This is a genomic window from Herbaspirillum sp. C9C3, from assembly GCF_013359625.1.
Taxonomy (GTDB): Bacteria; Pseudomonadota; Gammaproteobacteria; order Burkholderiales; family Burkholderiaceae_D; genus Herbaspirillum.
The window spans coordinates 17,777-37,373 of record NZ_JABFMQ010000019.1; the positions used below are offsets into that span (position 1 = coordinate 17,777).

The window sequence follows — 19,597 nt, forward strand, 5'->3', positions numbered from 1 at the left end:
AATGTGAACAGGCCCTAATGCCGTGCGCTGGCGCGCGCAATCAGGGTGTTGAGGAAGGCGCGGGCGGCATCGGGCAGGGTGCGTCCGGCCAGGGACTGGATTTCCAGCTGCAGGGTATTCATGTCCTTGTCGCGGATGGGCAGGGCCGCCAGCTGCCCTTCACGTACCAGCCTGCGGATCGGCAGCGCGGCCGAGAAACCGATGCCCTGGCCGGCCATCACGAAGCACAGCAGGGCGCTGATGGAGTCGGCCGCCAGCGTCGGTTCCAGCAGGACGTTACGGCGGCTGCAGCAGGCATCGATCAGGCGTCGCATGGTGATGTTCTTCTGCGGCATGGCCAGCGGGTAGGGCGCCAGCTCCGACAGGCTGACCTGCCTGCGATGGGCCAGGGCATGGTCCGGTCGCATCACTGCCATGATGGGGGCGCGCTGGGCGAACTCCACCTTGATGTCCGGATCCGGTGCCATCGTGAAGGTCAGGCCCAGGTCCACTGCTCCTTCGCGGATCTGCTGCGCCACATGGACTGCGTTGCCCACCGACAGCTGGAAACGGATGCCCTTGTGCTGAGCGCAGAACTGTTCGATGGCCACCGGGACGAATTCCAGCGCGAAGCCTTCGGTGGTAGCCAGTTTCACTTCCCCGCGCCGCAAGCCTTTCAGGGCGGCCAGTTCATTGCCGATGCGCTCGGCTTCCAGTTGCTGGCGCAGCGCATGCGCGGCCAGCAATTCTCCTGCGGCATTGGGCCGCATGCCGCGCGAGACGCGCTCGAACAGCGGGGTGTCGAGCTCGGCTTCGAGGCGGGCAATCTGGCGGCTGATGGCCGAGGAGGCTACGTTGAGGGTATGGGCCGCTTCGGTAATGGAGCCGCGCCGCACGACTTCAAGGAAGTAGCGTACGGCGGTCTCCTGCAAGATGCGGGTAGGGATATGGGACATGCAGCGATTGTAGGAACGGTTTGCCGATTCGGCAATCACTAATTCGAAAACTTGTACTTGTGGCAAACCATGCGCGGGCTTAGGATTGGCTCACCGATCGGCGGCAAGCTTGCCCGCCATCGCGTTGCGAGGGAGGCTTCATGGATGCTGCAAGGGCTGCAATGACGAAGGCGCAGGGCGAGGGACGCTACCGATACCTGGTGCTGGTGTTGCTTTATCTGGGTTGGTGCGTGTCCTATATCGACCGCGCCGCCATCACTTTCGCGGCGACCCAGATCGCCGGTGAATTCCAGCTCAAGCCCTCGGAGCTGGGCATCCTGCTCTCCAGTTTCTTCCTCGGTTATTCGTTGCTGCAACTGCCCGGCGGCTGGCTGGCCGATCGTTACGGTTCGCGGCCCGTGATCGTCGTTTCCATCCTGTTGTGGTCGGTCTTCACCGGTATCACCGGCATGGCCTGGTCGATCACCAGCCTGGTGGTGATCCGCTTCATCTTCGGCCTGGGCGAGGGCGCGTTTCCGGCGGCCAGCGTCAAGGGCGTGGCCGAACATTTCAGCCGGGCCGAACGGCCCAAGATGTCTTCGCTGCTGATGTCGTCCAACTACATCGGCAGCATGCTGGCACCGCTGCTGATTGCCCCGCTGATCCTGCATTTCGGCTGGCGTCCGGTGTTCCATACCATCGGCATCGTCGGGCTGGTGTTCGCGCTGGTGTACTGGTTCTGCGTGCGGCCGGTGCTGCCCGGCAAGGATGGCCCCAAGGCCATCAACAAGGAGGCTTTTACGGCCCTTCTCAAGATGCCGTTGATGTGGAAGATCGTGGGTGTGTGGTTTGGCCTGTCCATCATCAACAAGGGACTCGACAGCTGGATGCCGACCTATCTGATGACCGTACGCGGGCTGAACCTGAAGGCGGTGGGTTTGTTGTTGCCGCTGCCCTATGTCATGGCCGGGCTGTCCACCGCCATTGGCGGCTGGGTCATGGTGCGCTTCTTCGATGGTCGCGAAAAGCTGCTGCTGATCGGCTCCTCCCTGCTCACGGCCATCTTCGTCTACTGCATGTACACTGCCCGCAGCGTGGAAGGTGTCATTGCCTGGCAATGCCTGGCGTATTTCTTCAAGTCCTTCGTATTGGCCACCTGCATCGCGCTGCCGACCAAGCTGCTGCAGGCCCAACTGGTCGGTAGCGGCGTGGGCATGGTCAACCTGGGCGGACAACTGGCGGGCTTCATTTCGCCGCTGGTGATCGGCTTCCTGGTCAGCGCCTTTGCCAACTACGATTACGCCTTCAGCTTCCTGATCGGCGCGGCCTTGTTCTCGGTGCTGGTCAGCCTGTTCATCCGCACCAGCAAGAGCACCGAGCAGATACAGCCGGCCTGATCCCACTTCAAGGAAATTCATGTCTGACATCCTCGTCGAAAAAAGTGCCGTCGAACTGCGCCAGCTGATCGGCAGCAAGCAAGTCTCTCCGGTCGAATTGCTGGACGCCTGCATCGCCCGCATCGAAGACCTCAATCCCCATATCAATGCCGTGACCGCCACCTGCTTCGAGCGCGCCCGCCAGGAGGCGCGCGCGGCCGAGCAGGCCGTGATGGACGGTCGCCCGCTGGGCCTGCTGCACGGGCTGCCCATCGGCATCAAGGATCTGGAAGAGACAGAAGGTCTGCTCACCACCTACGGTTCGCCCATCTATCGCAGCAATGTCCCCGCGCGCGACAACGCGCTGGTAGCCCGCCTGCGTGCCGCCGGTGCCATCGTGGCCGGCAAGACCAACGTGCCGGAGATGGGGGCGGGCGCCAACAGCCGCAATACGGTGTGGGGCGCCACCGGCAATCCCTTCAATCCGTTGCTCAATGCCGGCGGTTCTTCCGGTGGTTCGGCCGCAGCGCTGGCGGCGGATCTGCTGCCACTGTGCTCCGGTTCGGATACCGGCGGCTCGCTGCGCATTCCGGCGGCCAAGTGCGGCGTGGTCGGTTTTCGCCCGTCGCCGGGGCTGGTGCCGAGCCAACGCAAGCTGCTGGGCTGGACACCGATCTCGGTGGTCGGTCCCATGGGCCGCGATGTGGCCGACACCGTGCTGCAATTGCGCGCCACGCTGGGGCTGCATGCCAGCGATCCCTTGAGCTATGCGGTCGATGAAGGGGCCTTCGCAGCGCTGCCACCGGTGGACCTTTCACGCTTGCGCATCGGCTATACCGAGGACTTCGGCGTGTGCGCAGTAGACGATGGCATCCGCCAGGTCTTCCGCCAGAAGATGGCCGCCATCGGGCGTTTCGTGCAGGTCTGCGAACCGGTCGAGGTCGACATGGGCGAGGCCCATCGCGCCTTCGACGTGATCCGTGCCGAAGCCTTCGTGGCCGGTTTCGAGGCCGCCTATCGGCGCGACCCTGCCTCGTTGGGCCCCAATACCCGCGCCAATTACGAAATGGGGGCGGCCATGAGCCTGTCCGACTGTGCCTGGGCGCAGAGTGAGCAGACCCGCCTGTTCCGCCGCTTCCAGCAGCTTTATGCGTGCTATGACCTGATCCTCTCGCCGACCACGCCGGTCTCGCCCTTCCCCTGGAGCGAGCTGTACCTCAAGGAGGTCAACGGCGTGGCGCTGGAGAATTACTATCGCTGGCTGGCCCTGACCTATGTGGTCACGCTGGCGACCAATCCCTCGATCTCGCTGCCGTGCGGACGCGATCATCGCGGCATGCCCTTCGGCCTGCAGGTGACCGGTGCCTTCCGCGACGATGCCCGCCTGCTGGCCTGGGCAGGAGCACTGGAGGCGGCGTTTGCGGGCGAGGAGACATTGCGCCGGCCACGTCCCGATCTGCACAAGCTCAAGACCGTCCACGCACCGTTGAACTCCATCGTCACCCATCCGCCTGTCCTGGATGGCGGGGCGACGGCGGTGGCGGCACAGTCTGCGGTATAAAACATTTATATAATTTTTAGAATTTATATCATTCCATTTCTTCGAGATTCCATGAGCACGATACAACGCTTCAACACCAATGCCCGCATGAGCCAGCTGGTGCTGGCCAACAATTTCGCCTTCGTCGCCGGACAGGTACCCGACCACGCGGGTGCGCCCATCGCGCAGCAGGCCAGCGAAGTGCTGGCCAAGGTCGATGCACAGTTGCAGGCGCAGGGCATTGCGCGCGAGCGTATCGTCAGCGCCAATGTCTGGCTCTCCAGCCCGGAGCACTTCGCCGCCTTCAATGCGGTGTGGGACGCCTGGGTGCCGGCCGGTCACGCGCCCACGCGCGCCTGCGTGCAGGCCTTGCTGATGGCGCCGGGACTGGATGTGGAAGTGGCCGTCATTGCCGCGCTTTGAAGCTGCCTCAGGAGCATGTCCATGAATGAGCACGGCCGCGTCGACTATCTCATCATCGGCGCCGGCATTGCCGGTGCTTCCATTGCCTACTGGCTGGCGCGTCACGGCGGCGTATTGCTGGTGGAGCGCGAATCGCAGCCGGGCTATCACAGTACCGGCCGTTCAGCCGCGCTCTACATGGAAAGCTACGGCCCGCCCCAGGTGCGGGCACTGACCTGTGCCAGCCGCGCCTTCTTCGATCATCCGCCCGAAGGCTTTGCCGAACACGCGCTGCTCACGCCGCGCGGCGCCTTGTTCTACGCTACTGCTGCCTTGCGGGAACAGCTCGATGCCCATGAGGCGCTGGTACGTTCGGTCTCCGACAAGGTTCAGCGCCTCGATGCGGACCAGACCCGTGCCATGGTGCCGGTCTTGCGTGAGACCGACCTGATCGGATCGGTCTATGAGGAAGACGCCAGCGACATCGACGTGCATGCCCTGCACCAGGGTTTCCTGCGCGGTGCGCGGGCCGCGGGTGCGCGCGTGCTGTGCAATGCCGAGGTGTTGTCGCTGCAGCATGTGCCGGCTGAGGGCCACTGGCACGTGCACACCAGTCAGGGAGAGTTCAACGCCGGCGTCATTGTCAATGCTGCCGGTGCCTGGGCCGACGAGATCGGCGCTCTGGCCGGGGCGGCGCCCATCGGGCTGGTACCCAAGCGACGCTCGGCCTTCACCTTTGCCGCACCGCCAGACAGTGCGCACTGGCCCATGTTCATGCCGGTTGATGAATCCTTCTACATCAAGCCGGATGCCGGCCTGTTGCTGGGTTCGCCGGCCAATGCCGATGCGGTCGCAGCGCACGACGTGCAGGCCGAGGAGCTGGACATCGCCATCGCCATCGACCATATCCAGAACGGCACGACGCTGGAAATCCGCCGTCCGGCCCATGTCTGGGCCGGCCTGCGATCCTTCGTCGCCGATGGCAGTTTCGTCGGCGGCTACGATGCGCAACTGCCCGCCTTCTTCTGGGCGGCGGGGCAGGGTGGTTACGGCATCCAGTCCTCACCGGCCGCCGGCGAAGCCTATGCCGCCCTGGTCAGGGGCGAACCCGTGCCAGCGCATATCGCCCGCTTCGGTGTGGAGGCGGCAGCATTGAGTCCGGCGCGCCTGCGCTGAGCACGCGGCAGCCGATCAGGTCGTGCCATCGCGGGTGGCTGATGCGTCCTGTTGCTTGCCCAGTACCACCGGTCGCGGCAACTGGCAGTCCTCGACCCGGTCACGGCCGTTTTCCTTGGCGCGGTACAAGGCCCGGTCCGCGGCCTTGAAGATGTCCCCGATCTGCATGTCCGCACGCGCTACGCAGCTCATGACGCCGGCGCTGATGGTGACCACGCCGCCGGCATTGCCTTGGTGCGGGATCTTCAGGGCGCGCACCGCATCGAGGACCTTCTGTGCGATCCGGTGTGCGGCAGCCAGGTCCGTGTCGGGCAGCAGCAGGGCGAATTCCTCGCCCCCGTAGCGCGCTGCCAGGTCGCCGTGGCGACGCAGCACGGCGCGCAGGGTGCGGGCGATGTCCTGCAGGCAGTAGTCGCCCTGGATGTGACCGTACAGGTCGTTGTACTTCTTGAAGTAATCCACGTCGAACATCACCAGCGACAGCGCGCTCTTGCTGCGACTGGCATTGTGCATGACCTGCTGCAGCTGTTCGTCCAGGTAGCGGCGGTTGGGGATGCCGGTCATGCCATCGAGCATGGCCTGGGCCCGCAGGTTTTCGGTGAGCAGCTTCAGGGAAAGATTCTTCTTTTCGATTTCTTCCTCGGCCAGGTCACGCATGCGCACCACCCGCAGCAGATAGACCGTCAGCAGACTCACCAGCAGCACCGCCGAGATCACCACCAGCAGGTGGGCGCGTTGCGCCTCGCGCCAGTCGGCCAGCATGTCGTCATGGGACAGCGCAGCCGTGACGAACAGCGGATAGTCCGGCACACGCGTGAAGTAGTTCAGCCGCACCACGTCATCCTGGGCCGACCGGATCATGGCCCAGCCGGAGCGCCGCTGCTGCGCATTGTCGCGGTAGAGCGGCAGATCGGCCATGCTCTTGCCGAGAAACTGGGGGCCGTAGGGACGGCGCAGCAGCATGGTGCCTGTCGTGGTGGCCAGCACCAGCGAACCCTGCCTGCCGATATCGACCTCATTGAAGAGACCGATGAAATGATCCAGGCTGACCCCCACCCGGACCAGGCCGGCAGGATGGCCATCGCGTTGGCGCAGGCGGGTCAGCGGAATGATCCAGCGTCCGGTCACGCTGCTGATGACGGGCGTACCGATCTGCAGCTCCGTGGGCTTGCCTTGGAGGTCCTTGCGCAGGGTTGAAGGAGTCGATAGCGGCTCCATGCCCGGCACCACCTCCACGGCTTGCAGGGCCGGCCAGCGTTGCAGTGTGTGTCCCTGTTCATCAATGACCAGCACACTGTCCATCTCCGGAAACAGCCGGCTCTGGCGCGCCAGCAGGTCCTGGATCAGGCGCTGCAGCTCGACGGCGGGCAGCTGGGGCTGGTGCTCCAGCGCCATGATCTCCTGGATCAGCAGGTCGGCAGCGCGAAAGCTCAGGTTGACCTGGATCGACAGTCCGGTGGCGATATTGAGGGTGGCAGTCTCGCCGCTTTTGAACGCTGCTTCCCGGCTGCTCAGGCTGCCATTGAGCAGGGCATAGCCGAACAGCGCCGTGCCAAGGATGGCCAGCATCAGCGAGATGATCCTGACCTTGTTGTTGAGACGTCTGAGGGGCATGGCAGGACTCCGGGCTGACTTCTGCTGAGTCAAGGCTGTCTTGAAACAAATTTATCAAATTTAACATTTGCATTTTAATGCAAATTGTTTTTGGTTTATTTTATTGCAATAGTTTTCCTCCCCTTAAACACGTGAAGCTTGATGTGGATTAAGTCGTGCCTTGCCTGTGGGAATCTGTTCAATTGCGCTGAAATCACAATTGTTTCCGCCTGGAATGGCATTTTCCGGCAGGCAATGCTCACTGTTCTTCACGAGCGCGTGAATGACTCGGCAACTATGGCGCTGAAATGCGACGAAACGCATGAAGTAAAAGATCTTTTTACCGAATACGTTAAATAAATCGTTTATATTGCTTTCAATCAGCTGACAGCGGTCGATTGGGCGAGGTGTTGCCTGGGCTTGCTCAGGTTCAAAAATGAAAAGGGGATCGTATGAAAATGTCGGATATCAAGATCAGTGTCCGGTTGGGCGTCTGTTTCGCCGCACTCATTGCCGTGATGTGCGTGATCGGCGTGGTGGCGGTCAAGAATCTGTGGACGGTGAGTGCCATCACCGATGAAATCGTCAACGACCGCTACGCCAAGGTGGTGCTGGTCAACCAGATCAATGACAGGGTCAATATAGCGGCACGGGCGTTGCGCAATGCGATCATCGCCCCCGATCAGGCCGCTACGGACAACTATGTGGAGCGCTCGCTGAACAATACGCGCGAGATCAACGAACAGATGGCCGATCTGGAAAAGCGCCTTGCTACCCCTCAGGGCAAGCAATTGTTCGCCAAGGTCAAGGAGGTGCGTGGTGAATATGCCAAGCCGCGCGACAAGCTGGTCGAGTTGCTGCGCCAGCAGAAGAAGGTCGAAGCGGGAGAAGTTCTCTTCCGCGAAGTGATACCTGCACAGGACAAATACTTTGAGGTCCTCAAGGAACTGGTCGCCTTCCAGGTGGCGCTCATGGATCAGAGCGTGGCCCAAGGGAATGATGCTTCCGCCAACGCGGTCAACACCGTGATCGTGCTCTCTGTCGCAGCCATTCTGCTGTCGGTGCTGTGTGCCTTGCTCATTACCCGTTCCATCACCCGTCCGCTCAATGAGGCGGTAGGCGTGGCCACGGCGGTGGCGGCGGGCGACCTGACGGTGCGCATCGAGGCCACTTCCAAGGACGAGACTGGCACCCTGCTGGCGGCCCTCAAGGCCATGAACGACAACCTGCACCGCATCGTCACCGAAGTACGCCAGGGCAGCGATACCATCAACACCGCCTCCAGCGAGATTGCCACCGGCAACCTTGACCTGTCCGCGCGCACCGAGCAGCAGGCCGGCGCGCTGGAAGAAACGGCCTCGGCCATGGAGGAACTGACCTCCACCGTCAAGCAGAACGCCGACAATGCTCGCCAGGCCAACAGCCTGGCCGAGACCGCCTCCCAGGTGGCGATCCAGGGCGGCAGCGTGGTCGGTGAAGTGGTGCAGACCATGGGGCAGATCAACGATGCGTCGAGGAAGATCGTCGACATCATCAGCGTCATTGACGGCATCGCTTTCCAGACCAATATCCTGGCCTTGAATGCCGCCGTGGAAGCGGCGCGGGCCGGCGAGCAGGGGCGCGGCTTTGCGGTGGTGGCCTCGGAGGTGCGGACCCTGGCCCAGCGCAGCGCAGCGGCGGCCAAGGAAATCAAGACCCTCATCGACGCCTCGGTGGAGCGTGTGGAAAACGGCAGTCGCCTGGTCGAGCAGGCGGGCAGCACCATGGATGAAGTGGTGGCCAGCGTCAAGCGCGTCACCGATGTGGTGGCCGAGATCACTGCTGCCAGCGGCGAGCAGAGCGACGGCATCGAACAGATCAATCAGGCCATCGTGCAAATGGATGAGGTGACCCAGCAGAATGCCGCGCTGGTGGAGCAGGCCGCTGCCGCCGCGCAATCGCTGCAGGAGCAGTCGGGCCGCCTGGTGGAGACGGTCGGGGTCTTCAAGCTGGGTGGTCATGATGTACGGCGCCCGGCCGCCGTCAGTGCCCAGCGTACGGTGGATGTGACCGCACGTACAGCGACGCTGCCGCGCCAGCCGGCACCCAAGGCAAGTGCCCCCGCCAAGGCCTTGCCGGCGGCACAGCCTGGCCTCAAGCCGGCCGCCGCAGAAGGGGACTGGGAACAGTTCTGAGGTGGCGGACGGCCTGGCTGGTCAGGCCATGCAGCAGTCAGCGCGTCCAGAGGGCGCGCTGTTTTTTTTCGGCCAGGCGTAATGAATCACGGCCGCAATGCGGGCCGTCATCGCGTGCTCTATTGCTCCGGAATGTTCTCGGGAGTGCGTGCCTGGGCCAGTGAAATCCCCTTGAAGCGCGCCAGCTTCTGCAGTGCATCTTCCAGCGGCAGGCGGGCGCGTCCGGCGGCGATGCGCAATTCGCGGTGCAGGTCGGCTTCTGCGACGGAGTCATCTTCGCACTGGCGGCTGTAGCGCTCGAAACCGACCAGTGCCGTCAACAGTTCGGCCAGATGACGCGGACATTCGCACTGCATGCGATCGGATTGCTCCGACACCGAGGCCAGGGTGCTCTCGCTGAAGCGCGGCGCCGGCAGCAGGTCGTCGTCGCCGGGGGGATGAGCGGCCATCGGCTCCATGCGCCGGATCATCTCGCAAAGCCATTCCACATCGATCCCCTCTACCGTCTTGCGCACGACCCGATGCCCGGCCTCGGTCAGGCGCGCCACCATGTCCGGGGCCCCGAAGCGATAGAGGATCAGCACCGGTACCTGGATGAAGGAACGGCGCAGGCTCTCCAGGCGCAGATCGAGATCGCTATCCAGGACTGTGCTCTCCAGCAGCAGCAGGTCGCCGTCGAAATGTTTGAGGTCCAGTTCGTCGAGGGTCTCGACTGCGGCAGTGACGCTCAGTTGCCGTTGCGCCAGCGCCTGTCCCACCGCCTTGGTGGCAATCCAGGGACCGACCAGCGCCAGGCGCATCGGCAGGCTGGCCCGGCGCTCGAGGGGGGCGGCGACTTCGCCAGGCAGGCCCAGCGCCAGGGCCTGCAAGTCCTGCGGGGACAGCGCGGCCAGCTTGCCGATGCGATGCCCGGCATCCACCAGGGTCTTGATCCAGACCAGGCGTTGCAGGTCTTCCTGTGAATACAGGCGCTGGCCGCCGCCGCTGTGCTGCGATGAGCTGATGCCGTATCGATGTTCCCAGGCGCGCAGCGTCTCGACCGACATGCCCAGCTGGCGCGCCACCGCACCAGGACGCAGCAGCGGCAGATCGGAGAGCTCGGCCGGTTCCGAAGAGGCCGTGACCGCCGGAAGAGGGGATGAGTTTTGTATTTTCGACATTGTCCTATGTCCTATGAAAATTTTTTTGTAAATGTACGGATATATTTTCCGTATATCTGTTCAGAGTCGTTGCAATGAAAATTCGTTGCATCGTTATCCAGAAATATTGCCGTTTGTTTTAATGATTTTTGGCAGTATGTCACGCTTTCTCGGAAGTGTGAAATGTCTTGCATCAAACAAGATCTGGCGCATTCCGTGCAGGCGTGCGCCGGGCGTCATCAGAGAACCTTGCTGTCCCTCCGGAAAGAACCATCATGAAATTATCGGACCTGAAAATCGGTACTCGCCTCCATATCGGCTTCGGACTGGTTTCGGCCATCCAGCCGAGCCTGGCCCTGCGCCCCGCCGTGCGCCAGTGCCGTGAAGACATGAGCAAGCTGGTCACCTTCTGATCAGGGCCACTCCATGCACGCCGACCTTCTCCGTCTGACCAGCCCGTTGCCCGGGCATCTCGGTCACGACCAGCCATCCAGGGATGAGCAGCAACGCCTGGCCGTACTCGATACCTTCTGTGTGCTTGATACCCAGGCTGACGTGCTGTGTGATCTGTTGACGGAGCTGGCCGCCACGCTGTTCGGGACCGAGATTGCGCTGGTCTCGCTGGTGGCCGAGAACCGCCAGTGGTTCAAGGCACGGCACGGACTGGATGCGCAAGCTACGCCGCGTTCACAGTCCTTTTGCAGTCACGTGATCGAGCAGGACCAGGTCATGGTGGTGCTTGACGCCACCCAGGATGCGCGCTTCGCCGACAACCCGTTGGTGACCGGTGAACCGGGGATTCGCTTCTATGCCGGCGCCCCGTTGCAGACTGCCGACGGTGTGCGGCTGGGGACCTTGTGCGTGATCGGCAAGTCGCCACGCACGCAGTTCGGTCGAGCCGAAAGGCTGACGCTGCGACAGCTGGCGGCCATCGTCATGGCCCGCCTGGACACGCTGCGCGTCTCCAGTTACGTGGACAGCCTCACCTCTCTGCCCAATCGCAGCCGCCTGACGGCCGACCTGCACAGCCTCGCATCCCTGGGGCAGGGCACGCAGGCGCTGGCTGGCAAGCTGACGGTGGTGGCCATCGATCTCTGTGATCGTGTCTACCTGCGCGACATGATCAAGGCACTGGGCTGGGACTATGTGGAAGGCTTCCTGATCCAGGCCAAGGAACAACTACGCCAGGCGCTGGGCGAGGTGGCGCTGTATCGCATCGGTACCACCACCTTCGCCTACCTGGAGCGGCGCGATATCTGGCAGCAGCAGATGGAGCAGGTCGAGCGCGCCTTTGCCGAGACCGTCCAATACCAGGGTATTCCGCATCGCCTGGAGATTTCGGCGGGCATCATGCCGCTGGCACAGTGCGATGACATCAATGAACTGGTGCCATCGCTGCTGACCGCCGCCGACAATGCGCGTGAGCGCGGCAATCTGTATTGCCGTTATGAGCAGCCGCTGGGGCGTGAGCAGAAGCATTTTTTTGAACTGCTCTCGGCCCTTCCCGCAGCCTTGCTCTCGAGCGAGCAGTTGTGGCTGGAATACCAGCCCAAGGTGGCCCTGTCCTCCGGGCAGTGTGTTGGCGTGGAGGCGCTGCTGCGCTGGCGCCATCCGGTACATGGCGTGATCTCGCCAGGGCTGTTCATCCCGCTGGCCGAGAAGACTGCGCTGATCCGCCAGGTGACCTTGTGGGTACTGCAGCATGGCATCGAACAGGCCGCGGCCTGGGCGCGCCGTGGGCGGGCCATTCCGGTGGCCATCAACGTGTCGGCACGCGACTTCGACAATGACGACCTGGTGCAGACGCTGGTGTTGCTGTTGCGGCAGCACCGCATTCCTGCCGGGCTCATCGAGATCGAGTTCACCGAAAGTGCGATGAGCAAGAATCCCGAGAAACTCTACGGCAGGATCCAGGAGATCAAGCGCCTGGGCGTGAAGGTGGCCATCGATGACTTCGGTGCCGGATTCAGCAATCTGAGCTACCTCAAGAACATCCCGGCGGATTATCTCAAGATCGACCAGTCCTTCATCCGGACCATGGAAAGCAATTATTCCGACCAGCAGATCGTGCCGTCGATGATCCATCTGGGACAGAAGCTGGGATTCGCCGTTGTCGCCGAAGGCGTGGAAACCGAAAAGTGCCGGCGCATCCTGCACCACCTCGGTTGCGAATACGGCCAGGGTTATGGCATTGCCCGACCGATGACGGCAGGTGACACCTGGGACTGGATCGCGGCGCGCGACTGAGTCGTTGCCCTCGTGCAGTACCGCCCGGGTCTCCAACGGTAGCTTGAACGCCTGTGCCAGCAGGAGCGTGAGCCTGCTGACGGCCTCAAGAGGGCAGAAGGATTTCGTGCCACGCATCTGGGCCGTATCGGCCGACCGCACGGGAAGGGATCAACGCACCAGGGCGCAAGGTATGGCTTGCAGTGAGGATTGGTGAGGCGTATATTTCCGTATAGAAATATAATTTTGGAGACTTTCCGTGACTGTCCGACCGGTCCCCTTACCATTGGCTTCGCTCGCCATCCTGACCCTGGCGGTGGTGCTGCCGCTGACCTTGGGGGCATGCAGCCGTTCGCCCAAGGAGCAGCAGGCGTTTGAGCATGCCGAGGAGCAGTACCAGATCAACCAGCGCAACGCCGAACTGGCGCGCACCCAGCCCGAGGGCGAGTCAGCGGGTGGGGATGAACGCAGTCGGGAGCGCAACTGATCCGCAACGGCACGCCGTCATCGATACAGCGCCAGGGCTTGCGCTGCCCAGGCGTTGAGGCTCATGCCACGCGCTTCGGCCATCGTGGCCGCATGCGCATGCACCTCGGGCGAGACGCGAACCATGAATTTTCCTGAAAACGGCTTTTGCGGTGCCTTGCCCGCCTTTGCGCAGGTCTCCAGATAATCATCAACAGCCTCTTCGAAAGCGGCCTTGAGGGTGGCGACAGAGTCGCCGTGAAACCCGACGATATCCTGAATTCCGGCGATACGACCGATGAAGCTTTCATCTTCGTCGCTGTATTCGATGCGGGCAGCATAGCCCTTGTAGATCATTGTTCCCATTGCGTCATTCCTTTCTCAATGCGCACCCCTGCGTTGAGCAGGAAGCTGCGGGCATCGCGGATCTGATACGGTTTCACATCCTTGGATGGATGGGGGCGGTGGAATGTCCCGATCACATCGCCGATCATGAAGCGCACACGCGATCCGCGTCCCTCGATGACCTGCGCACCCATGGCGATGAAAAGCAATTCGATCTGGCGCCACTCCAGTGAGCGGGGCAGCGGGTCGCTGAAGATGCTCAACAGGGTTCTTCGATGCGTGCTTTTCATGGCGCGAATTGGTATCAAAAAATGATATCATATATGTCGCATATTCCAAAAAATAACGGACGGCGCAAGTCGCGATCGAATCTTCAATCTTTTCAATCAGCCTGTCGGCACAGGGCCTCCAGTCCCGACAGATCGCCCGTCATCAGCAGTTGCCGGGCCGTGGCTTCGAAGTTTCTGCAGTCAGGATACTGTTGCAGCGCCTCGCACCAGTCGAGCAGATCCGACACCGCCCCCATCTCGACGAGCGACAGGGCCTGCTGCAGCTCGGCCTGAGGTGGCCGCTGCAGGGGCGGTGCGGCGGCTTGCTCCGGTTCTGAATCCGGCTGCTTCTGCAGGTCCAGCAAGCGGCTGATGGTCTCCTGCAGTTCCAGGAAATTGACTGGTTTGAGCAGACAGGCATCGAAATGCTCGCCATCCTCTTCGTCCCGTTCCGGTTGCAGCGTGGCCGACAGCAACAGCACCGGCACTTGCGGAAGATGCCGGCGTGCGGCCTGCAGCACGGCATCACCATGCAGACCCGGCAACTGGTAGTCGGTCAGCACCAGCGCCACCTCAGGAGCATCTTGTGCGGCGATGCGGGCGATGGCACTTTCGCCGTCGGCATACAGTTCCACGGCGAAACCGACGCTGCCGAGCTGGTCGCCCAGCAACTGGGCGATGTCGACATGGTCTTCCACCACCAGCACCAGGCGTCCTTCGCCATCGATCACGAGGTGGCCGCTGGCGTCTTCGAGGGCATCGTGGCGGGCGATGTCGTGTTCGCTGCCAATGGCTGCCGGCAGGCGCAGCGTCATCGTGGTGCCTTGACCGGGCGCGCTCTCCAGCGCCACCTGGCCCCCCATCTGCTGTATCCACTGACGCACGATGGCCAGCCCCATGCCGATGCCCGGCTGCGAGCGATCCGCATGGGCGCGTTCGAAGGGTTCAAACACGCGCGTCTGGAAATGCAGCGGAATGCCGCAGCCGGTGTCGCGCACCTGCATTTCCATGACCCCCATGCCGGACTGCGCTGACGCCGGATGCCAGTACACCTGCAAGCTGATCTGGCCATCGCGGGTGTACTTGGCGGCGTTGTCGAGCAGGTTGCCGAGGATGCGCCGTACCCGGCGGGCGTCCAGCGTGAGCACCGGCGGCAGGCTGGGCGCCACCTGCAGGCGGAAGGCATTGTGCTGGCGTTGCGCCAGCAGGGCGGCCTCCTGGCCGATCTCCTGCAACAGGGCATGGGCGTAGACGGCGGCCGGCTGCGGCAGGTCCGGGCGGTCGCCGCGCGCATAGTCGATCAGGTCATTGACCATGGCCAGCATGTGACGTGCGCTGCGCACGATGATGCGACCATGGCGCGCGCGCTCGTCACCGCCGGTCTGCAGCATGTCGGCAAAGCCGAGGATGGAGGTCAGCGGTGTGCGCAGATCGTGGCTGATGCGGGTGAGAAATCCGGTCTTGGCGCGGTTGGCCTGGTCGGCCGCCTCCAGCGCTTCACGCAATTCACGGGTGCGGGCAGTGACTGCCTGTTCCAGTTTCAATTGCTCGCGCACACGCTGGTAGAGCATGCTCCACTGCATCTGCTCATGCTTGCGGTGCAGTTCGATTGCGCGACTGATGACCACCATCGTGCTCATGCACAGCAGTCCCAGCTGGAACAGCGCCGCGAAATGCCAGTCCGGCAGCAGGCTGCGCTCGACCAGACCGTTGAGCTCGAGCAGCTTGAGCGACATCCCCAGCCAGGTCAGTGCGAAGGACAGCGTCAGCAAGCGTGCATGCGCCAGTCCGCGCCACCAGGCATGCAGCATCGAGGCTAGCCAGACCAGATAGGCCAGGGCAGCGCTGGCATTGGCCAGCGGCGCGGTGAGGCGATAGTCGCCCAGGGCGGTCCAGCCGGTGATCATCATCAGCAGCACCACCATCCCGGTGTAGACGGTCTTCCAGCCGCGCAGGCGCTCCAGTCCGGCCAGTACATAACTCATGCGCACGTAGAGCAGGGTGGCCAGACAGCCCAGGGTCGCCGGGGCACGGACCAGCCAGGGAGCGCCTGCGGGAAACAGATAAAGGTAGAGATAGCCCTGGAATGCCCAGATATACAGCAGTCCCGCGAGGATCCATGCTGCCATCCACCCGAAGCCGCGGTCGCGCCAGGCGATACCCTGGACCAGCGTATAGGCCAGCAGCAGCAGGGAGATGCCCAGCACGAAGGACTGAAATGCCAGCTCGCGACCTTCCTCCTGACGAAACGCGGCCGGTTCCCACAGCATCACTTTGAGGTCGATGGTCGAATCCCCGGCCACCCGCAGGATGAAAGGGCGTTGCTCACCCGGGGCCAGCGTGAGCGGAAACAAGGCGGTACGACTGAGGACCTCCTTTCCTGCCAGCGAATGCAGCGTACCGGCCTGTTGCGGCAGCAGGGACGGGGATGCTGCGCTTTCCCGGCGCGTCGGCAGATACAGCCGGACGTCCTGCAATCGTGCCGAGTCCAGCGTCAGCCAGCGCGTGAGGTAACGCGGGCCGGGGTTGCGCAGTTCTCCGCGCAGCCAGAAGGCACCGGTGCTGTAGCCTTCCTGCAGCATGGGCTGGTGCACCGACTCCCACTGCGTACTCTCCAGCACGGTGGCCAGTGGCAAGCTGCCGTTGGCCGTGCGCAGGATCTGCAAGCCCGATGTGACCACTGCGCGGCTGGCGACCTGCGTCAGGTCGATGGCCTGGGGCGGCAGGGACGCCAGCGCGGGCAAGGCGGGCAAGGCCAGCGCAATACCCAGCCACCCATGCCACCAACACCATCGGGACAGTCGCCACATCGCGCGCACATCAGCGCCGGAACTGGCTGGGGGGCATGCCGAAGCGTTCGCGAAAGGCCGTGGAGAAATTGGCGGTATTGCTGTAGCCCAGCGCCAGCGCGATGGCGCCGATGTCGAGCGTGCTCTCGGAGAGCAGCCGACGGGCTTCCTTCATGCGTTCTTCCCGCAGGAAGTCGAATACCGTCACCCCGGCGCAGTGCTTGAAGGCACTCGACAGGCGCCGCGCATTGGTGCCCACTGCCGCGGCCAGCGCATTGAGGCTCAGCGGCTGGTCCAGCTTGTCGAGCATCAGCCGTCGCGCAGCCTGGAACAATACGGTGTCGAAGGTACTGGACCCGGCTTGCTGGCCAAAGCTGCCCACCGTAGCCGCAGGGGGCAGCTCGGTATGCAGCAGTGAACGCAGATGCACACACAGGCGCAGGCGCACTTCCTCGAAATCGAAGGGTTTGGTGATGTAGTCCACCGCACCGACCGACAGACCGTTGACCTTTTCCTCCGTGGACGCCGCCGCCGAGAGGAAGATCAGCGGGATATTGCGCGTGCTCGAGTTGGCCTTGAGCAGGCGGCAGCTGGTCAGCCCATCGTAGACCGGCATGCGGATATCCATCAGGATCAGGTCCGGCCGTACCGTCTGCGCCTTGCGATAGCCGTCCTGCCCGTCGCGGGCCACATACAGGCGCGCCCCATGGCGCAGCAGGAAGTCCGACAGCAGCATCCGATCTTCCTCGGCGTCGTCGACGACCAGGATGCGCTGTCCTGCCAAAGGTCCGGCCAGTGCCGGATGTGCTGATTTGTAGACCATATTCGCCTCATCAGAAATGAGCGCGAAGTTACCCCGAAATTTCGACAACACGAAGCGAAAATGGTCGGCCAGAAAATATTTTTCCCGCCATCAAAACTATGTGATCAGGAGGCAAAACATCGACGAGTAAATCGTCGAATAAATTCGATATGGCGATGCCTGCGAGGCAGGAACTGTCAGTGTCCGGGACCTTGGACGTGCTTTCATCGAGATGACATCAACGCGGGGATTTGTGAATTCAAGTTAAAGATGACCTCGCCTTTTTTCAGACCCTGTTTTTCGCATTGAACCAGGGCGCGCATGCAGACAGGTAAAGCAGCGCGTTCTGCCTGCGGCGAATTCTCATCCCGCGAAATATTTTTCCTTGTACCAGAACCATGAGGCTGGCCTGCACAACCACGCGCGCGAAATGCCAGTTCTCTTGCGCTAAATTTTGAGCGCGTCAGGAGGCGGGTGCCGTGCAGCAATCTTGTGCGCGGCCATGTCACGACGGCAAAGGGTCGGTCCGGCCGTGCCGGTCCGACGTGTCATGGGATTGGATCAAGATCAGGGGAGGCCGGTATGGCCAGCATTTTGTTGGTGCAAGACATCTTGAGAAGTGAACGCCACAGTGCGCTGGGCGGTTTTCTGGAAGCGCAGGGGCACAAGGTCAACCGCGTGATGGCCGATGGCGAAGAATTGCTGACGCCGGTGCAGCCCGGCGACATCGCCATCGTACAGATGGGACGGGCCAGCGGGGCAGGCTATCTGCTGACCCGGCAACTCCGCCAGGCCAGTGCGCGCATGGGCATCCTGCTGTTGGCGGCCGAGCATGAGAGCGCGATGGTCCGTATCGGCGGTCTGGAGCGGGGCGCCGACTTCTGTGAAGCGATGCCGCAGCGCATGGAGTTGCTCAACGCCTATCTCGATGTGATGCTGCGACGGGTGGCGCCGCAGGCGTGGCGGCTGGACGTGGCCGGACGCACGCTGCATGCGCCACAACACGATGCGGTGGAAATCAACTCGCGCGAAGTAGCGCTCTTGAAGGCGCTGGCCAACAGCACCCGCCACGCCGCCGACCGCTGCACCATCGCGCACGCCTTCGGGGTAGATTGGGTGAGCTTCGATGAACGCGTGCTGGAGAAGACCGTCAGTCGTCTGCGCCGCAAGTGGCGCGACAGCACCATGTGTGATCTGCCGCTGCGCACCCTGCATGGCGTGGGCTATTGCTTTACCGAAGCGATTCAGGCGTGCTGAGGTGGCAGTGAGCGCTCTCGACGCTGCGCGCAGCCTGCCCGCGCCCATGAAAAACGGGAGCCGAGGCTCCCGTTGCAAAAGGGCCGGTCGCGCTGCGAACCGGCTCGCGTTGACTTACCTGCCCCAGCTCAGAACCATCGGATCCAGACGGCGCGCCACGCGCAGCAGGCCTTCGCGCACCTTGGGGTGCATCGGGGCTTGCGGATGGCGCAGCATGTCGGACTTGATCACGCCGCCTTCGAGCATCAGTGCCTTGCACGCCGCCAGGCCGCATTGACGATTCTCGTAGTTGATCAGCGGCAGCCACTGCATGTAGAGCTCGGCAGCCTTTTCGGTGTCGCCGGCGAAATAGGCATCGACGATCTTGCGGATGCCATCCGGATATCCGCCGCCGGTCATGGCACCGGTGGCACCGCCGTCCAGGTCGGGGATCAGGGTGATGGCTTCTTCGCCATCCCAGGGGCCGACCACGGCGTCGCCGCCCAGTTCGATGAGCTCACGCAGCTTGGAGGCGGCACCGGCGGTCTCGATCTTGAAGTAGGAGACGTTCTCGATTTCCTTGGCCATGCGCGCCAGGAAGGGCGCCGACAGGGGCGTACCGGCCACCGGTGCATCCTGGATCATGATGGGGATATCGATGGCGTCCGAAACGCGTGCATAGAACTCATAGATCTGTTTTTCCGACACGCGGAAGGTGGCGCCGTGATAGGGCGGCATCACCATCACCATGGCAGCGCCGGCGTCTTGCGCGGCACGGCTGCGCTCGGCGCAGATCTGGCTGCCGAAGTGGGTGGTGGTAACGATCACCGGCACCCGACCAGCCACGTGCTTCAGGACGGTGTCCTGCACCAGCACGCGCTCGTCGTCGGAGAGCACGAACTGCTCAGAGAAGTTGGCCAGGATGCAGATGCCGTTGGAGCCGGCATCGATCATGAAGTCGATGGCGCGCTTCTGGCCTTCCAGGTCCAGCTTGCCGTCCTGGTCGAAGATGGTCGGGGCGACCGGGAATACGCCGCGATAAAGGGGGGTGCTCATGGGAGTCTCCGTCTTGGTTGTCGTGGGCCATCAGGCGATGGCGGTGTGCAATGGGGCTCAATATACGGGCGCGCCGATGGCCTGTATAGTGAAGA

Annotated in this window: 17 protein-coding genes; 9 read left to right on the forward strand and 8 right to left on the reverse strand. The window is 62.9% G+C overall.

All coding sequences use genetic code 11. The features are described 5' to 3' along the window. Positions 1-14: 14 nt before the first annotated feature. Complete coding sequence (locus tag HNO82_RS16605; RefSeq protein ID WP_034350002.1) at positions 15-935, reverse strand: LysR family transcriptional regulator; 921 nt, start codon at positions 933-935, stop codon at positions 15-17. 140 nt (positions 936-1,075) lie between these two features. On the opposite strand from HNO82_RS16605, the gene HNO82_RS16610 reads away from it, so the two are divergent. Genes HNO82_RS16610 through HNO82_RS16625 form a run of 4 tightly spaced genes read left to right on the forward strand, consistent with a single transcriptional unit; the run spans position 1,076 to position 5,408 of the window. After that, complete coding sequence (locus HNO82_RS16610; RefSeq protein ID WP_175344468.1) at positions 1,076-2,311, forward strand: MFS transporter; 1,236 nt, start codon at positions 1,076-1,078, stop codon at positions 2,309-2,311. A 19-nt stretch (positions 2,312-2,330) separates the two neighbouring features. Then, positions 2,331-3,851: an amidase gene (locus HNO82_RS16615; protein ID WP_175344469.1), complete on the forward strand. Its 1,521-nt coding sequence runs from the start codon at positions 2,331-2,333 to the stop codon at positions 3,849-3,851. A gap of 51 nt (positions 3,852-3,902) precedes the next feature. Then, on the forward strand, positions 3,903-4,253 hold the full coding sequence (locus tag HNO82_RS16620) for a RidA family protein (RefSeq protein ID WP_008326782.1): 351 nt from the start codon (positions 3,903-3,905) through the stop codon (positions 4,251-4,253). Between the two features lie 21 nt (positions 4,254-4,274). Further along, on the forward strand, positions 4,275-5,408 hold the full coding sequence (locus tag HNO82_RS16625) for an NAD(P)/FAD-dependent oxidoreductase (RefSeq protein WP_175344470.1): 1,134 nt from the start codon (positions 4,275-4,277) through the stop codon (positions 5,406-5,408). 15 nt (positions 5,409-5,423) lie between these two features. Here HNO82_RS16625 and HNO82_RS16630 read toward each other — a convergent pair whose 3' ends face one another. Next, the gene (locus HNO82_RS16630; protein WP_175344471.1) at positions 5,424-7,022 is read right to left on the reverse strand and encodes a sensor domain-containing diguanylate cyclase; all 1,599 of its coding nucleotides are present in this window, start codon (positions 7,020-7,022) and stop codon (positions 5,424-5,426) included. 431 nt (positions 7,023-7,453) lie between these two features. Between HNO82_RS16630 and HNO82_RS16635 the strand changes: the two genes are divergently transcribed. Beyond that, positions 7,454-9,175 (forward strand): methyl-accepting chemotaxis protein, encoded by a 1,722-nt coding sequence (locus HNO82_RS16635; protein ID WP_175344472.1) that lies wholly within the window; start codon positions 7,454-7,456, stop codon positions 9,173-9,175. 119 nt (positions 9,176-9,294) lie between these two features. Here the strand turns inward: HNO82_RS16635 and HNO82_RS16640 are convergent, their stop codons facing one another. Further along, the gene (locus tag HNO82_RS16640; protein ID WP_175344473.1) at positions 9,295-10,335 is read right to left on the reverse strand and encodes a MerR family transcriptional regulator; all 1,041 of its coding nucleotides are present in this window, start codon (positions 10,333-10,335) and stop codon (positions 9,295-9,297) included. 254 nt (positions 10,336-10,589) lie between these two features. Here HNO82_RS16640 and HNO82_RS16645 point away from each other — a divergent pair, with 254 nt between their 5' ends. From HNO82_RS16645 to HNO82_RS16655, 3 genes are all read left to right on the forward strand, one after another. Next, on the forward strand, positions 10,590-10,727 hold the full coding sequence (locus HNO82_RS16645) for a hypothetical protein (RefSeq protein WP_175344474.1): 138 nt from the start codon (positions 10,590-10,592) through the stop codon (positions 10,725-10,727). Positions 10,728-10,740: 13 nt separating this feature from the next. Beyond that, on the forward strand, positions 10,741-12,561 hold the full coding sequence (locus HNO82_RS16650; protein ID WP_175344475.1) for a putative bifunctional diguanylate cyclase/phosphodiesterase: 1,821 nt from the start codon (positions 10,741-10,743) through the stop codon (positions 12,559-12,561). A gap of 238 nt (positions 12,562-12,799) precedes the next feature. Continuing rightward, positions 12,800-13,027, forward strand: a complete 228-nt coding sequence (locus tag HNO82_RS16655) for a hypothetical protein (RefSeq protein ID WP_034350005.1) — start codon at positions 12,800-12,802, stop codon at positions 13,025-13,027. A gap of 17 nt (positions 13,028-13,044) precedes the next feature. On the opposite strand, the gene HNO82_RS16660 is transcribed toward HNO82_RS16655, so the two are convergent. The 4 genes from HNO82_RS16660 to HNO82_RS16675 all read right to left on the reverse strand — a co-directional run bounded on the left by HNO82_RS16660 (position 13,045) and on the right by HNO82_RS16675 (position 17,231). Continuing rightward, positions 13,045-13,362, reverse strand: a complete 318-nt coding sequence (locus HNO82_RS16660; protein WP_237713516.1) for a type II toxin-antitoxin system HicB family antitoxin — start codon at positions 13,360-13,362, stop codon at positions 13,045-13,047. Next, positions 13,359-13,613 (reverse strand): type II toxin-antitoxin system HicA family toxin, encoded by a 255-nt coding sequence (locus HNO82_RS16665; RefSeq protein ID WP_217509946.1) that lies wholly within the window; start codon positions 13,611-13,613, stop codon positions 13,359-13,361. Before HNO82_RS16665 ends, HNO82_RS16660 begins: the two co-directional genes overlap by 4 nt. Positions 13,614-13,732: 119 nt before the next feature. After that, positions 13,733-16,429 (reverse strand): hybrid sensor histidine kinase/response regulator, encoded by a 2,697-nt coding sequence (locus HNO82_RS16670; protein ID WP_175344477.1) that lies wholly within the window; start codon positions 16,427-16,429, stop codon positions 13,733-13,735. 10 nt (positions 16,430-16,439) lie between these two features. Further along, the gene (locus HNO82_RS16675) at positions 16,440-17,231 is read right to left on the reverse strand and encodes a response regulator transcription factor (protein ID WP_008326794.1); all 792 of its coding nucleotides are present in this window, start codon (positions 17,229-17,231) and stop codon (positions 16,440-16,442) included. Positions 17,232-17,792: 561 nt separating this feature from the next. Between HNO82_RS16675 and HNO82_RS16680 the strand changes: the two genes are divergently transcribed. Further along, positions 17,793-18,467 carry a response regulator transcription factor gene (locus tag HNO82_RS16680; RefSeq protein WP_175344478.1) on the forward strand — a complete coding sequence of 225 codons (675 nt, stop codon included), beginning with the start codon at positions 17,793-17,795 and terminating at the stop codon, positions 18,465-18,467. A gap of 114 nt (positions 18,468-18,581) precedes the next feature. On the opposite strand, the gene HNO82_RS16685 is transcribed toward HNO82_RS16680, so the two are convergent. Further along, the gene (locus tag HNO82_RS16685; protein ID WP_175344479.1) at positions 18,582-19,502 is read right to left on the reverse strand and encodes a dihydrodipicolinate synthase family protein; all 921 of its coding nucleotides are present in this window, start codon (positions 19,500-19,502) and stop codon (positions 18,582-18,584) included. Between the last annotated feature and the right edge of the window lie 95 nt (positions 19,503-19,597).